Origin of the sequence: Microbispora sp. ZYX-F-249 (assembly GCF_039649665.1) — a bacterium.
GTDB lineage: Bacteria > Actinomycetota > Actinomycetes > Streptosporangiales > Streptosporangiaceae > Microbispora > Microbispora maris.
In genome coordinates this window covers 215,250-230,256 of the sequence record NZ_JBDJAW010000006.1, presented here as the reverse complement: position 1 = coordinate 230,256, position 15,007 = coordinate 215,250, and the positions used below count along the sequence as shown (strand labels likewise).

Here is a 15,007-nt window from a genome sequence, read left to right as displayed (position 1 = left end):
GCTCCGCTTTTCGCCTCCTGCCCGTTGCGCGCGCGGGACGGGCCGCTGCGGCCGAAGCCGGGCCGCGGGCAATGGCAACGACCGGCATACTTCTTTTTCCCTGTCAAGCCGTCCGGCATATATATGTTGTTTTGGGCATTACGGTTGGAATGTTCCAACGGGCGAGTGGTCAAATGATTACGGACCGTTATCGACGCGTCAATGTGACCAATCCGTAGCCGTTAACCATGACGACATCAACGATCGCGACGGGCATCATGCCTAACGTGACCGAGGGATGCGTCGCCGACGCCGCAACTGGGGTAAGGCTTGCGACGAGATCGGATGAGTCCGACCTCAGGGAACTGACCAGCCTTGCCGTACAGGGAGATCGCACCGCGATCGAATCACTGCTGGGACATTTGCGCCCGATGGTGGTCCGGTACTGCAGGGCTCGACTGGGCAGGGTGTCCGGTCAATACCACATCGCCGACGACGTGGCCCAGGAGGTGTGCATCGCGGTGCTGTCGGCACTGCCGCGCTACCGCGACATGGGCCGTCCGTTCGCGTCGTTCGTCTTCGGGATCGCCTCCCACAAGGTGGCCGACGCCTTAAGGAGCTCGGTCCGCTCGGCCGTCCCGACGCAGGACCTGCCGGACGGGCCGGACGAGGGCCCCGGGCCGGAGGAGACGGTGGTGCGCTACATCGAGGCGCAGCACGCCAGGGATCTGCTGTCCCGGCTTCCGGACACCCAGCGCGAGCTCCTCATTCTGCGGGTGGTCTCGGGCCTGTCCGCCGAGGAGACGGGTAATGTACTCGGCATGTCACCGGGTGCCGTCCGGGTCGCGCAGCATCGCGCGCTCGCGAGGCTCCGGCAACTGGCCGAGTTGGAGTCGATTGCGTGACCACGAAACGTCGTCGTACGGCGCGCCACCTGCGGTCGTACGGCGATGCCGACGTGGAGGGCGACGTAATGCGGACGGACGCCGTCCTCGACGCGCTCGCCCGCCGCGAGCCGGTCGGCGGCACGGACGCCGCCGTCCGGTTGCTGGGCGCGCTCGTGGCCGACGTGGACAGTCAGCGGCTCTCCTCGGTGTCGATCACGCCGTCCACGTAGCCCCGGGCGTACTCCCAGCTGACGTAGTCGGCCGGATCGGGCTGGTAGGCCGGCTCGTGGACCTGCGGCCGGCCGTTGTCGATCATCTGGCGCAGGTTGCCGCGCAGCAGGTCCCAGTCGAAGTAGTGCTGCTCGCCGCATTCCGGGCAGTCGAGAACGAGCCCGAGCACACCCTGGGGTTCGAGCAGGGAACGGAAGACCTCCACGTCGGCGAGATCGGTCAGCGCCTCGTCGCGCTCGGCGAGCGTCAGCGGCTCCACGTCGTCGGGCGTGCCAAGCTCCGCCGCGGGGTCGTTGGGGTCATCCGCGAACGGGTCGCGGGGGACGTCTTCCAGCACGCATCCCACCTTATGACCACCGCCCCCTCCACGAGGATAAGTGCGCTCCATCTGCTCGTCGGGCCGCGGCCCGGGACTCCGGTGTCCCATCCTCGGCGACGCTGACCTGGCGACACAGACCTCGTCGTCGCAGCCTTGACGTGCCCCGCGCCCCGCGTCACAGCGGGCCCCGTCACAGTCGGCCGCGTCACAGCCAGCCCCGGCGGGCGGCCTCCACCCCCGCCTGGAAGCGGGACTGCGCCCCGAGCTCCGACATCGCCTCGGCGAATCTGGCCCGCACCGTGCGCACGGACACCCCGAGGTGGCGGGCCACGGCGTCGTCGGACAGGCCGTGGGCGGCCAGCCGCAGCACCTGCAGCACGTTGTTGTGCGGGGAGATCGGCGCGGCCCGGGCCCACAGCTCCTCGAACAGCGCCCGCAGCGCCCCCACCGCCACCGGAGCGTGGACCAGGTAGCAGTTGTAGGAGTGCTCGGGCAGCGGGACGCCCCACTCGGCGGGCAGCCCCGCGGCGCCGTCGCCGAGCGCGAAGAACCAGCTCGGCACCGCGTCGAGGGCGCGCAGCCTCGCGCCCGCCGTGGACAGACGCCCGCACGTCTCCCGTACGGCGGGTGAGGACAGGGCGTCGAGCGCCACGACGATCCGCAGGCGCAGGATGCCGTCGGCGGCGGCCTGGAGCCACTGGCCGCCGTACCCGTCGGCGAACCGGGCCATGGTGCGGCGGTCCGGCACGGCCATGACCAGCTCGGCGGGGGGCGCCTGCAGCGCGAGGCCGATCACGCTCTCGCACAGCTCGTCCGCACCGCTCATCGGCTCGACCGTGAACCGGCCGCTGCGCCAGTCGCGGCCGGCGTCGTAGTGATGGGCCAGGCGTCCGGCCGCGGCCAGCACCTCGTCGATCTGGCGGGTCTCCCTGGCCATGCGGTCCAGCCTCTCGGCCACCAGCCGTCCGATCGCCGCGGCCGGATGCCGCGCGAGGAACTCCTCCCGCCGCCGGTTCACCGCGCCGAGCCGTACGAGCCCGTCCAGGGCGTCGAGCACGTCCTCGGCGGGCCGGCCGACCGCCTCGGCCAGCTCCGTGAGCGTGGCGCGGTGCAGCCGCAGCATGGCCGTGTAGAGGGCCGCCTGGCCGGGGGACAGGCCCAGGCTTTCGAGGGGGCCGGTTCGAGAATCGGCGTTGCGCGTCGTACTCATGCTCGCTCCGTCGGTGGTCGCGCCGGTCTCAGGGCGCTGATCGCGTCGCACTGATCACGTCGCACTGATCACAACGCGCTGGTCGCATTGGCCGGACCGGTCGCATTGGCCGCACCGGTCCATCGGTCGAAAACGTCTCCCGGCGTCCGGCGCTCCGACTTCGGTCCTCATCTCGCCTCGCTCCGCGTGACAATAGCGTGGCTTTTCCCTGTTGTCCGTCCTGTTCGCACATTCGGCACGGTTGGAACGTGGCGGCTTTTGTATGGATGTGAGTGATCGCATTTTGTTTCGGTCGCAGTTTCGAAGCGCGAAATGCATCTTTGTGCAGTTGCACGTTACGCCATTGCGCATGGACGCTGTGTGACGCATCCTTGACCCAGCGTTAGCCGGGAACGCCGCGTCTGCCGGGCGCGGAGGGGGGCTCGACGGGCGTGGCAGGCGCGACGCGGGGAAGTGGGGGGACCGGGAGCCGGTCCCCCCACTTTTTGTGCCATCCCTCTTGACAGGTCTGCCGGATGCGGTTTGGGGCGCCCACTAGACTGACCTCGGGTCTGGCGAGGGACCCACGCGCGAGGGACCCACGGCGCAGGAGGGTGCAGCAGATGGCCAAGTTCACCGAACCGGGACTCACGTTCGACGACGTGCTCCTGGTTCCCGCCTATTCGGACCTGCAGCCGGGGGAGGCCGACACGGCGACGCGGCTGTCCCGGAGCATCACCCTGCGGATCCCGCTGGTGTCGGCCGCGATGGACACGGTCACCGAGGCGCGCATGGCGGTCGCCATGGCACGGCAGGGCGGCATCGGCATCCTGCACCGCAACCTCTCGATCGAGGAGCAGGCGCAGCAGGTCGATCTGGTCAAGCGGTCCGAGGCGGGGATGGTCACCAACCCCGTGACCTGCTCACCCGAGGACACCCTCGCCGACGTCGAGCGGCTGTGCGCGACCTACCGGATCTCCGGGGTTCCGGTCACCGACGCGGACGGCGTGCTCGTGGGCATCGTCACCAACCGCGACATGCGGTTCGAGAGCGACCAGAGCCGGGCCGTGCGCGACGTCATGACCCCCATGCCGTTGGTCACCGCGCCGGTGGGCGTCGACCGCGACGAGGCCTTCCGGCTGCTGCGGCAGAACAAGGTCGAGAAGCTTCCGCTCGTGGACGAGGCCGGTCGCCTGCAGGGGCTCATCACGGTCAAGGACTTCACCAAGAGCGAGCAGTACCCGATCGCGACCAAGGACGCCGACGGCCGCCTCATGGTCGGCGCGGCCGTGGGCGTCGCCGGCGACGCCGAGGAGCGCGCCATGACGCTGATCGAGGCGGGCGCGGACGTCATCATCGTCGACACCGCGCACGGGCACTCGCGGGGTGTGTGCGACATGATCGCCAAGATCAAGGCCAACGGCCGGGTCGACGTCATCGGCGGCAACGTCGCCACCCGCGCCGGCGCGCAGGCGCTGGTCGACGCCGGCGCCGACGCGGTCAAGGTGGGCGTCGGGCCCGGCTCCATCTGCACCACCCGGGTCGTCGCGGGCGTGGGCGCCCCCCAGCTCACCGCCATCTACGAGGCGGCGCTGGCGTGCGGCCCCGCGGGCGTCCCGGTCATCGGCGACGGCGGCCTGCAGTACTCGGGCGACATCGCCAAGGCGCTGGCCGCCGGGGCCGACACGGTCATGCTGGGCTCGCTGCTGGCCGGCTGCGAGGAGTCGCCCGGCGAGCTGATCTTCATCAACGGCAAGCAGTTTAAGTCGTACCGGGGCATGGGCTCGCTGGGCGCGGTGCGCAACCGCGAGCGCGGCGGCGCGTCGTTCAGCAAGGACAGGTACGCGCAGGCCGAGGTGTCCGGGGAGGACAAGTACATCCCCGAGGGCATCGAGGGTCAGGTGCCCTACCGCGGCCCGGTCGCGGCGGTGGCCCATCAGCTGGTCGGCGGCCTCCGGCAGGGCATGTGGTACACCGGCTCCCGGACGATCCAGGAACTGCACGAGAAGGCGCAGCTCATGCCGATCACGGCGGCCGGGCTCAAGGAGAGCCACCCGCATGACATCCAGATGACGGTCGAGGCCCCGAACTACCACGGGCGATAGTCGTACCGGAAGAAACGGAAAGAACAGGCGATATGACACAGGTGGAGATCGGGCGCGGCAAGAGCGGACGGCGTGCCTACGCGCTGGACGAGATCGGCATCGTGCCCTCCCGGCGCACCCGCGACCCGGAGGAGGTGTCGATCTCCTGGCAGATCGACGCCTACCGGTTCGACTCTCCGCTCGTCGCGAGCCCGATGGACAGCGTCGTGTCGCCGCAGACGGCCATCGAGATCGGGCGCCTGGGCGGCCTCGGCGTGCTCGACCTCGAAGGGCTCTGGACCCGTTACGAGGACCCCGCGCCGCTGCTGGAGGAGGTGGCCACCCTCGACCGGGAGGCCGCGACCCGGCGGCTGCAGGAGATCTACACCGCGCCGATCAAGGACGAGCTGATCGGCCGGCGCATCGAGGAGATCCGCGCCGCCGGCGTCACGACCGCCGTACGGCTGTCGCCGCAGCGCACCGTGCAGCACCACAAGGCCGTGATCGACGCGGGCGTGGACATCTTCGTGATCCGCGGCACGACGGTCTCCGCGGAGCACGTGTCGGGCCGGGCCGAGCCGCTCAACCTCAAGCAGTTCATCTACGAGCTCGACGTCCCGGTCATCGTGGGCGGCTGCGCGACGTACACGGCGGCGCTGCACCTCATGCGGACCGGCGCGGCCGGCGTGCTGGTCGGCTTCGGCGGCGGCGCCTCGCACACCACCCGCAACGTGCTGGGCGTGGTCGTGCCGATGGCCACCGCGATCTCCGACGTGGCCGCGGCCCGCCGCGACTACATGGACGAGTCGGGCGGCCGGTACGTCCACGTCATCGCCGACGGCGGCATGGGCGGCTCCGGCGACATCGCCAAGGCGATCGCCTGCGGCGCGGACGCCGTCATGGTGGGCTCGCCGCTCGCGCGGGCCAGCGAGGCCCCGGGCCGCGGGTTCCACTGGGGGTCCGAGGCGCACCACCCCGAGCTGCCGCGCGGCAAGCGGGTCGAGTTCGGCACCATCGGCACGCTGAAGGAGATCCTGCACGGCCCGTCGTCGCTGGCCGACGGCTCGATGAACCTGCTCGGCGCGCTGCGCCGCACGATGGCCACGGCCGGATACTCCGACCTCAAGGAGTTCCAGCGCGTCGAGGTGGTCGTCGCCCCGCCGCAGCGCTGAGCCGTCACCCGGAGCGGGGCCCGGCCCCGCTCCGGGCGCCCCGGCCCCGCTCCGGGCGCCCCGGCCCCCGCTCCGCGCCTTCGGCGCTGCTCAGAACGCCCGGCCCCGGCCTCGGGGCGCGGGCTCCCCTCGAACTCGGGCGCCGCGTCAGCGCCCGCGCGGGGTCACCAGGCCGGACTCGTAGGCGAAGACCACGAGCTGCGCGCGGTCACGGGCGTGGAGCTTGGCCATGGCCCGGTTGACGTGGGTCTTCGCGGTCATCGGGCTGATCATCATGCGGTCGGCGATCTGGTCGTTGGACAGGCCGTGGGCGACCAGGGCGACGGCCTCGCGTTCGCGGTTGGTCAGCTCCGCCGGTTCCGGGCCGGCGCCCGTGTGGAGCGGCTGGGTGACGTACCGGTCGATCAGCTTGCGGGTGATCGACGGCGCGAGCAGGGCGTCGCCGCGCGCGGCGACGCGCACGGCGTGCAGGAAGTCTTCCGGCAGGATGTCCTTGACGAGGAAGCCGGCCGCGCCGGCCCGCAACGCGTTGAAGACGTACTCGTCCAGGCCGTAGTTGGTCAGGATCACGACGTGCACCCCGGCCAGCGCCGGGTCCGCGGCGATACGCCGGGTCGCCTCGATGCCGTCGACGCCCGGCATCTGGATGTCGATGAGAGCGACGTCGGGCAGGTGCCGCCTGACCAGAGCCAGGCCCTCCCTCCCGTCGCCGGCCTCGGCGACCACCTCGATGTCGTCTTCGAGGTCGAGAAGCGCGCGGAATCCGCCGCGCAGGAGCGGCTGGTCGTCGACCAGCAGGACCCGGATCACGGCGTCCGCTCCACCGGGAGCTCGGCGTGGACGGTGAAGCCGCCCTCGCCGCGCGGCTCCGCGCGCAGCCGACCGCCGAGGGCGGTGACGCGTTCGCGCATCCCGAGCAGTCCGACGCCGGGCACGGGCGCGGTGCCGGGGGTGGCCTTTCCGTCGTCGTCGACCCGTACGACCAGGGCGTCCGGACGGTAGTCGATCCGGACCGCCGCGCTGGTGGCGGCGGCGTGCCTGGCGATGTTGGTCAGTGACTCCTGGACGATTCGGTAGACCGTCCGGTCCACCGCGGCCGGCACGTCGTCGCGGTGTCCCTCGATCGTCAGCGTCGCGTCGAGGCCGGTCGTCCGGGCCCGTCGCACCAGGTCCGGCACGTGGTCGAGCCCGCGCGCCGGGTTGTCGCCGTCGTCACGCAGCGCCTCGAGGGTCGCCCGCAGTTCGCGGGCCGCCTCACGGCCGGCCTCCCGGATCGCCAGCAGGGCCTCCGGCACCTGTTCACCCCGCTTGCGCGCCACGTGCACGGCGACCTCCGCCTGCACCTTGATGACCGAGATCTGGTGGGTCAGCGAGTCGTGCAGCTCCCGCGCGATGTGCAGCCGCTCCTCGTCGGCGCGGCGCCGCGCGGTCTCCTCACGGGTGCGCTCGGCCTCCTCCGCCCGGCGCTCGGCCTGCCGCAGCGCCTCGCCCGCCGCGCCGGCCGCGATCAGCCAGGCCAGTTCGAGGGCGCCACGGGCGTGCGCGAGCGCCGCGCCCGCGTCGTGCAGGCCCGACGCCAGGGCCGCGAGGGGGAGAGCGGCCAGCGTCGTCACGCTCGCCGCCACCGTGATGGCGCGGTGTCCCGCCCGCATCGCGGCGTACACCGCGAACAGGTACGCGACGGCGGGCACGTCGAAACCGGCCGCCTGGTAACCCACCGCGCACAGCCCCGTGACGGCCAGGACGGGAACCGGCGCCCTGCGGCTCGCGGCCAGTGCCAGGCCACCGGCCACCAGCAGCGTGTAGCCGACCGGATCGAGGCCGGTCGCCTGGTGTTGCTTGGACAGCCCGGTCACGAGCAGCGCCGCCGCCACGCAGACGGCGATCGCCCAGTCTCTGACATCGGACCGGACTGACCTCATGCGCGCACCCTAGCCTGATGCCGGCGCGGGAGGCTCCTCCGCGCGGATGATCGGCCGCCTACCGCGTCCGCGGTACTTCCACCGCTGCTGCGGCGCCCGCGGCAGCCGGGTGCGGCACCGGCGGCAGCGCCGATCGCCCGCTCGCGGCGGACGACCGGCGGCGGGTCCGGCGGACATGCTCGGGTGAGGTTCCGTCGTACGAGGAGAAAGAGCACCCTCATGTCCGTCCGTCACCTGTTTTCCGCCGCCCCGACCGTCCTGCTCCGACACGCCGGGCGTGCCACGCCGTCGGCGGCGCTTCTCCTGGTCCAGCCGGCCGGCGTCGGCGCCTACGCCATGACCGCCGGACGTCTCTGGTCCTTGGTGGCCATAGTGCTGGGGCTGGCCGGCGTGGTCGTCGGCGGGCTGGCCCTGGCCCGCTCCGCGGGCCGTATCGGCATCGGCGACGCGAGAAGCGGGGCCGTCGTCGCCCTGGTGGCCGCGCTGGCCTGCACGGTCATCGGCGGGCTGGTCGTGGCCGCCGCCGAGGGTGGTCCCGGCACCGGCTACGGAATCGTCGGGGGCTGGGTCGCCCTGGTGGTGGGGCCGGCCGGCGTGGTCGTCGGCTGGCTCGCCCTGACCCGCGCCCGGCGCGCCGGCTGACCGGCCGCGGCCGTCCGCCGGGTTCCTCAGCGGAGGGCGCGTACGTGGGCGGGCACCAGGCACGCCGCATGCCCGAGCGTCGCGATGAAGGCGGCGGCGAGAGGATCGGGGCGGCCCCGCGTGTAGGCCGTCATGAGGCGCTCCACGGGCGGCCGGGGCCACAGCACGCGTCCGTCGAAATGGGGAGGGATGACGTTGGCGGGCACCAGGGTGGGACCCAGCCCGGCGGCGGCGAGGACGGGCGCGGCGGCGGTCTGCTCGGTGCGCACGGCGGCCCGCGGCTGGAAACCGGCGGCCGCGCACGCCTGGTCGAGGATCTCGCCGAGCCCGTTGCCCGGCGCGAAGTGCACCCAGTCGCGGTCGGCCAGCGCCGTCAGGTCCACAGTCTGCGCGCCGTCCGAAGCGTCCGCGCCGTCCGGACCGTGTGCGCCGTGCGTGCTGTCCGCTCCCCGCACACCGTCGGCGCCGTCGCCCGGGCGGCCCGCCGGGTCGTCGGCGGGCAGCACGACGAGGAACGGTTCGGTGCCGAGCGGCGTGACGGGGCCGTCCCAGTCGCGCGGGGCCGGCCCGATGGCGAGGTCCGCCTGGCCGGCGACCATCGCCTCGCGCAACTGCTCGGCGTGCGAATGCTCGAACAGCCTGACCCGTACGCCGGGATGCGAGCGCCGCCAGGCACGCAGCGCGGGCGGCAGCACGCCGAGGCTCACCGAATAGAGGGTCGCGACCTGGAGCTCCCCGGTCTCCAGGCCGCCGGCCTGTCGTGCCGCGCACCGCGCCCGCTCCGCGTCGGCCAGCGCGGCCCGGGCGTGCGGCAGCATCGCCCGGCCCATCGCGGTGAGCCGTACCGCCCGGGGAAGACGTTCGAGGAGCGGGCCGCCGACTTCGCGTTCGAGCGCCCGCACCTGGTGGGACAGCGCGGGCTGGGACACGTGGAGGAGCTCGGCCGCCCTGGTGAACGACCCCTCCTCCACGATCGTGACCAGGTACTCGAGCTGCCGCAGGCTTGCCATGAACATATGTTATGGGACATGTGAAAGACATGTCTTGGACTTATCACTGGTGCTTGCCCGAAGCTTGAGCCATGAACACGGACAACAAGGTCGCCCTTGTCGTCGGGGCGAACGGCGTCATCGGCCGCAACCTGATCGACCACCTCGTGGAGCTCGGAGACTGGGACGTGATCGGCCTGTCCCGCCGGGGCGGGACCGACGCGGGCCGGATCCGGCACATCGCCGTGGACCTGCTGAACGCCGAGGACTGCCGGGAGCGGCTGCGCGGCCTCGACCGCGTCACACACGTCTTCTACGCCGCCTACCAGGACCGGCCGACCTGGGCGGAGCTGGTGCCGCCCAACCTCGCCATGCTGGTCAACGTCGTCGAGGCCGTGGAGGCCGCCTCGCCCGTCCTGCGCCACGTCAGCCTGATGCAGGGCTACAAGGTGTACGGCGCGCACCTCGGGCCGTTCAAGACACCGGCGCGGGAGGACGACCCCCACCACATGCCGCCGGAGTTCAACGTGGACCAGCAGAACTTCCTCGAAGAACGCCAGAAGGGCAAGGCCTGGACCTGGTCCGCGCTGCGCCCCTCGGTGGTCTGCGGTTTCGCCCTCGGCAACCCGATGAACCTCGCCATGGTGATCGCGGTGTACGCGGCGATCTCCAAGGAACTGGGCCTGCCGCTGCGGTTCCCCGGCAAGCCCGGGGCGTACCGCACGCTGCTGGAGATGACCGATGCGACGCTGCTGGCCAAGGCCACGGTGTGGGCGGCGACCAGCGAGGCGTGCGCCAACCAGGCGTTCAACATCAACAACGGCGATCTGTTCCGGTGGGAGGAGATGTGGCCGGAGATCGCCCGCTTCTTCGACCTGGAGGTGGCGCCGCCGCTGCACATGTCGCTGGCGGAGGTCATGGCGGACAAGGAGCCGCTGTGGGACGCGATGGTCGAGCGGCACGGCCTGGCGAAGCACTCCTACCAGGAGGTGTCCTCGTGGGCCTTCGGCGACGCGGTCTTCTCCTGGGACTACGACTTCATCGCCGACGGCTCGAAGGCGCGGCGGTTCGGTTTCCACGAGTTCGCCGACACCCGGCAGATGTTCCTGGACATCTTCGCCGGCTTCCGCCACCGCCGGATCATCCCCTGAGCGCGCCGCGCCCCCACCGGGAGGCACGGCACGGCGAACGGTCTCGCGGCCGCCGGATCAGGGGTGGCGAACCCAGGCGCCCCGCCGCATCACGCCGGCGACGTTCAGATCGTCGTCGAGCACGACCAGATCGGCGTACTTGCCGACCGTGATCGAGCCGGCCTCGCCGTCCAGGCCGAGGACACGGGCCGGGGTCAGAGAGGCCATGCGGGCGGCGTCCACCAGCGAGCGCCCGACCTCCCGCACCGTGCGGCGGAAGGCCACGTCCATCGTGAGCGTGCTGCCGGCGATCGAACCACCCTCGGCGAGGCGGGCCACGCCGTCCTTCACGTCCACCGTCATCGGGCCGAGCGGGTAGCGCCCGTCGCCCATGCCCGCGGCCGCCATGGCGTCGGTGATCAGCGCCGTACGGTCCGCGCCCGCCGCGTCCATGGCCAGGCGCAGCATGGCCGGGTGGACGTGGACCCCGTCGTTGATGAGCTCGACCGTCACCCGCTCGTCCTGTAGCAGGGCGGCGATCGGCCCCGGCGCGCGGTGGCCCAGCGAGGGCATCGCGTTGTAGAGGTGGGTCGCCACGCTCGCCCCCGCCTCGATGCCCTCGAGCGTCTGCTCGTAGGTGGCGTCGCTGTGACCGAGGGCGGCGACGATCCCCTCGGCGGCGGCGTCCCTGATCACGTCGAGCGCGTTCGGCAGTTCCGGGGCGATCGTCAGCATCCGCACATGCCCGCGCCCGGCCTTGACCAGCGCACGGAACTCCGCCCGGTCCGGTTCGCGCAGCAGCGTGGGCTCGTGCGCGCCGCACCGGGACCGGGCGATGTACGGCCCCTCGAAATGAATGCCGGCGATGAGGCCCTGCTCGCACAGGTCGGCGAGCGTGGCCGCGGCCCGCGTGAGCGTGTCGGGCGCGGCGGTGACCAAACTGGCCACGAGAGTGGTCGTGCCGCATCCGAGGTGGAAGGCGGCGACCTCGGCGGCGCTCGCGGGGTCGCCGTCGGGGAAGCTTCCGCCGGCTCCGCCGTGGCTGTGGATGTCGACGAAGCCGGGGACGACCGTACGCCCGCCCAGGCCGAACCCGTCGCGTGGCGCCCGCCCGCGCCCGATGTGGGTGATCCTGCCGTCCTCGATGGTCAGCCAGCCGTCGTGGACGCCGTCGGGAGTGACGACGCGGGCATCGGAGAGAGTCACGCTCATGCCGCCATCCTCGCGTGTGCGGCCCGCGCTCGCCGCTCCGGGTCCGGGCGCTCCCGCCGTACGGGAACGTCCCGATTCCCGGGAAAAAGCAGTCATTAGTGCAATAAGTCCTCTTAACAGCGCGAAATGCCAACCCTGTACACAGGGATGAGCCGGAGGTAAAACCTTACGGTGGTGAATCCGCGTGCGAACTACGGTGTGGACGCTCCCGGCGTGCTGGCCGGGCTGGCCCTGGGCGGTATCGCCGAGCTGGCACTCGCCGCCGTGCTGTTCGGGATCGGCCTGCCCGTTCCGGCCGTCGTGCTCCTCGTGGGCGGGATCGTGCTCGCCGCCGGTGCGGCGTTGTTCGCGCACACCACTTCGCGCGGGAAGTCCAGGGTGTGGGACGCCGAACTCGACCGGCTCGGGCTGAAGGGGGACGAGCAGGTCCTCGACCTGGGCTGCGGCCGGGGGCTGGTGCTGCTGAAGGCCGCCGCGCGGCTTTCCGGCGCCGGCCGGGCCACCGGCGTCGACCTGTGGGTGACGAAGGACCAGTCGGGCAACAGCCAGGACGCCACCCTGGCCAACGCGCGCGCGGAAGGGGTCGCCGACCGGGTGGACCTGGTCACCGGCGACATGCGCGACCTGCCGTTCGACGACGCCGCGTTCGACCTGGTCGTCTCCAGCCTCGCCGTGCACAACATCGTGCAGGAGGAGGGCCGTGCGGAGGCGGTGCGCGAGGCCTTCCGCGTGCTCAAACCGGGCGGCCTGCTGCGGATCGCCGACTTCCGCAACGCACGCCGGTACGCGGAGGTGCTGACCGAGTGCGGCGCCGCCGACGTCGAGGTCTACGACCTCGGCTGGCGGTTCTGGTACGGCGGGCCGCACGCCCGGACGTCGATGGTCGCCTGCAGGCGCCCCGGTGACCCGGACGAGGGGCGGTCCGCCGAGCCGGCCGCGTAGGGCGGCGTAGAGGTCATCGACGTCACGGCGGCGCGAGGAGCGCGGCGGGGCCGCGGCGTTCCGCCCCGGGGCGTGCCGCGGCCGTGGCGTGTCGGTGTGTGGGGAAGAGTTCACCGACATTTCCGGAGATCATTGGGAAAGGCGGCAGAAAGGATGGATTCCCGGGTAGCTACTCGTGGGTAGATTTACTCGACAGAGGTGAAAGCGGTACAGAAGGAGCCCTATGACGGCGAGGATGGGCACGGCACGACTCGGCCCGGCGGAGCGCACCGCCGCCCTGGCGCGGATGGAGGCGCAGGAACTCGACGTGGTCGTGATCGGCGGTGGCGTGGTCGGCGCCGGCGTCGCGCTCGACGCCGCGACCCGGGGGCTCTCGGTGGGGCTCGTCGAGGCGCGCGACTTCGCCTCCGGCACGTCGTCCCGGTCGTCCAAGCTGATCCACGGGGGGCTGCGCTATCTGGAGCAGCTCAACTTCGACCTGGTCAGAGAGGCCCTGCGGGAGCGGGCCCTGCTGCTCAAGCGGATCGCGCCGCACCTGGTCAGGCCGGTGCCGTTCCTGTATCCGCTCACCCACACGGGCTGGGAGCGGCCGTACATCGGGGCGGGGCTCGTGCTCTACGACACGCTCGGGCTGTCCTTCGGCCTCACCCGGGGCGTGCCGGGGCACCGCCACCTGACCCGCCGCCAGGCCCTCCGGGTGGTCCCGTCGCTGCGGCGGTCGGCGTTCACCGGCGCCGTGCAGTACTGGGACGCCCAGGTGGACGACGCCCGCTACGTGATGACCACGCTGCGCACCGCCGCGACGTACGGCGCGCACGTCGCCTCGCGGGTGCAGGCGATCGGCTTCCTCCGGGAGGGGGAGCGGGTCACCGGCGTGCGCGTGTGCGACCTGGAGACGGGCGCGGAGCTGGACGTGCGGGCCCGGCAGGTCGTCAACGCGACCGGCGTGTGGACCGACGACATCCAGCAGCTCGTCGGCGGCCGGGGGCAGATCCACGTGCGGGCGTCCAAGGGCATCCACCTCGTGGTGCCGCGCGACCGCATCCACTCCCGCAGCGGCCTGATCATGCGCACCGAGAAGTCCGTGCTGTTCGTCATCCCCTGGGGGCGGCACTGGATCATCGGCACCACCGACACCCGCTGGAACCTGGACAAGGCCCACCCCGCCGCCTCCCGGGCGGACATCGACTACCTGCTCGACCGGGTCAACTCGGTGCTGTCGGTGCCGCTGACCAGGGACGACGTCGAGGGCGTGTACGCCGGGCTGCGACCGCTGCTGGCCGGGGAGTCGGAGGAGACCTCCAAGCTCTCGCGCGAGCACGTCGTCGCCCACCCCGTGCCGGGGCTGGTCATGGTGGCCGGCGGCAAGTTCACGACGTACCGGGTCATGGCGGCCGACGCCGTCGACGCGGTCGCGCTCGGCCTCGACCAGCGCGTGCCGCCGTCGTGCACCGACCAGGTGCCGCTCGCCGGCGCCGAGGGCTACCAGGCCCTGTGGAACTCCCGCCATCGGATGGCGCGCGCCTCCGGGCTGCACGTGGCCAGGATCGAGCACCTGCTGGAGCGGTACGGCTCGCTCATCGACGAGGTGCTCGCGATCATCGAGCGCGACCCCTCGCTCGGCCGGCCCCTCGACGGCGCCGACGACTACCTGCGCGCCGAGATCGTGTACGCCGCGACACACGAGGGCGCCCGGCACCTCAACGACGCGCTGACCCGGCGCACCCGCATCTCGATCGAGACCTTCCACCGGGGCACGGCGGTCGCCCGGGAGGCCGCCGAGCTCATGGCCGGCCCGCTCGGCTGGGACGGCGAGCAGGTCAAGCGGGAGGTCGAGTACTACACCAAGCGGGTCGAGGCGGAGCGGGCCTCCCAAGAGCAGGACACCGACCAGGAGGCCGACGCGATCCGCCTCGGCGCGCCGGAGATCGTCCCCGTCGCGCCCCCGCGCGACCTCGCGAAGGCACGTGGGGAGGCGGGCTGACCCTCGCCGATCAGGCGCGACCGTACAGCGCCGGCAGGTCCACGAGGAGGACGGCGGGCTCCCGCGCGGCCTCGGCCCGCAGGTCGTCGTCGAAACCGGCTCCGCCGAAGTAGAACCGCCGAGAGTCTCGGCCAGGTTCTTGAGCAGGAAGGCCTTTCCCCGCCTGCGGCGGCCGCTGACGACGCCGAAGGCCACCTCCGGCTGCGTGCCGGTCGCGAAGGAGGCGAGCGCCTCCCACTCCCAGTCCCGAGCGAAGATGGGTGCCGGCTTGGTCACCACAAGCGATCACCTCGCTACTGAAATCGCTTGACCGTATTTCAGTAGC

General features: G+C 72.1%; 14 protein-coding genes. 8 read left to right on the top strand and 6 right to left on the bottom strand.

The genetic code is table 11. The features are described 5' to 3' along the window. The first annotated feature begins 257 nt into the window (after positions 1–257). Together AAH991_RS10610 and AAH991_RS10605 are read left to right on the top strand one after the other, a co-directional pair. Positions 258–884, top strand: a complete 627-nt coding sequence (locus AAH991_RS10610; RefSeq protein WP_169985453.1) for a sigma-70 family RNA polymerase sigma factor — start codon at positions 258–260, stop codon at positions 882–884. Then, positions 881–1,096 carry an anti-sigma-D factor RsdA gene (locus AAH991_RS10605; protein WP_346225596.1) on the top strand — a complete coding sequence of 72 codons (216 nt, stop codon included), beginning with the start codon at positions 881–883 and terminating at the stop codon, positions 1,094–1,096. The genes AAH991_RS10610 and AAH991_RS10605 overlap by 4 nt, the downstream gene beginning before the upstream one ends. Here the strand turns inward: AAH991_RS10605 and AAH991_RS10600 are convergent. Continuing rightward, complete coding sequence (locus AAH991_RS10600; protein WP_169951881.1) at positions 1,057–1,434, bottom strand: DUF5319 domain-containing protein; 378 nt, start codon at positions 1,432–1,434, stop codon at positions 1,057–1,059. The two genes, AAH991_RS10605 and AAH991_RS10600, sit on opposite strands and share 40 nt — an antisense overlap. Positions 1,435–1,621: 187 nt before the next feature. Continuing rightward, positions 1,622–2,626, bottom strand: coding sequence for a helix-turn-helix transcriptional regulator (locus tag AAH991_RS10595; protein WP_346225595.1), 1,005 nt, complete (start codon positions 2,624–2,626; stop codon positions 1,622–1,624). 602 nt (positions 2,627–3,228) lie between these two features. On the opposite strand from AAH991_RS10595, the gene guaB reads away from it, so the two are divergent. Continuing rightward, positions 3,229–4,710 (top strand): IMP dehydrogenase, encoded by a 1,482-nt coding sequence (guaB, locus tag AAH991_RS10590; protein ID WP_169985234.1) that lies wholly within the window; start codon positions 3,229–3,231, stop codon positions 4,708–4,710. Positions 4,711–4,742: 32 nt separating this feature from the next. Beyond that, positions 4,743–5,861: a GuaB3 family IMP dehydrogenase-related protein gene (locus tag AAH991_RS10585; RefSeq protein ID WP_346225594.1), complete on the top strand. Its 1,119-nt coding sequence runs from the start codon at positions 4,743–4,745 to the stop codon at positions 5,859–5,861. Between the two features lie 147 nt (positions 5,862–6,008). Here the strand turns inward: AAH991_RS10585 and AAH991_RS10580 are convergent, their stop codons facing one another. Together AAH991_RS10580 and AAH991_RS10575 are read right to left on the bottom strand one after the other, a co-directional pair. Further along, the gene (locus tag AAH991_RS10580; protein WP_346225593.1) at positions 6,009–6,671 is read right to left on the bottom strand and encodes a response regulator; all 663 of its coding nucleotides are present in this window, start codon (positions 6,669–6,671) and stop codon (positions 6,009–6,011) included. Continuing rightward, on the bottom strand, positions 6,668–7,783 hold the full coding sequence (locus AAH991_RS10575) for a sensor histidine kinase (protein WP_346225592.1): 1,116 nt from the start codon (positions 7,781–7,783) through the stop codon (positions 6,668–6,670). The genes AAH991_RS10580 and AAH991_RS10575 overlap by 4 nt, the downstream gene beginning before the upstream one ends. Positions 7,784–8,002: 219 nt before the next feature. Here AAH991_RS10575 and AAH991_RS10570 point away from each other — a divergent pair, with 219 nt between their 5' ends. Then, complete coding sequence (locus AAH991_RS10570) at positions 8,003–8,425, top strand: DUF6223 family protein (RefSeq protein WP_346225591.1); 423 nt, start codon at positions 8,003–8,005, stop codon at positions 8,423–8,425. Positions 8,426–8,451: 26 nt separating this feature from the next. On the opposite strand, the gene AAH991_RS10565 is transcribed toward AAH991_RS10570, so the two are convergent. Further along, positions 8,452–9,435: a LysR family transcriptional regulator gene (locus AAH991_RS10565; protein ID WP_346225590.1), complete on the bottom strand. Its 984-nt coding sequence runs from the start codon at positions 9,433–9,435 to the stop codon at positions 8,452–8,454. 71 nt (positions 9,436–9,506) lie between these two features. Here AAH991_RS10565 and AAH991_RS10560 point away from each other — a divergent pair, with 71 nt between their 5' ends. Continuing rightward, positions 9,507–10,565: an SDR family oxidoreductase gene (locus AAH991_RS10560; protein ID WP_346225589.1), complete on the top strand. Its 1,059-nt coding sequence runs from the start codon at positions 9,507–9,509 to the stop codon at positions 10,563–10,565. A gap of 57 nt (positions 10,566–10,622) precedes the next feature. Here AAH991_RS10560 and nagA read toward each other — a convergent pair whose 3' ends face one another. Continuing rightward, a complete protein-coding gene (gene nagA, locus AAH991_RS10555) occupies positions 10,623–11,756 on the bottom strand; it encodes an N-acetylglucosamine-6-phosphate deacetylase (protein WP_346225588.1) in 1,134 nt (377 codons plus the stop codon). A gap of 174 nt (positions 11,757–11,930) precedes the next feature. Between nagA and AAH991_RS10550 the strand changes: the two genes are divergently transcribed. After that, complete coding sequence (locus tag AAH991_RS10550; protein WP_346225587.1) at positions 11,931–12,698, top strand: class I SAM-dependent methyltransferase; 768 nt, start codon at positions 11,931–11,933, stop codon at positions 12,696–12,698. Between the two features lie 223 nt (positions 12,699–12,921). Beyond that, positions 12,922–14,682: a glycerol-3-phosphate dehydrogenase/oxidase gene (locus AAH991_RS10545; RefSeq protein ID WP_346225586.1), complete on the top strand. Its 1,761-nt coding sequence runs from the start codon at positions 12,922–12,924 to the stop codon at positions 14,680–14,682. Positions 14,683–15,007: the final 325 nt, after the last annotated feature.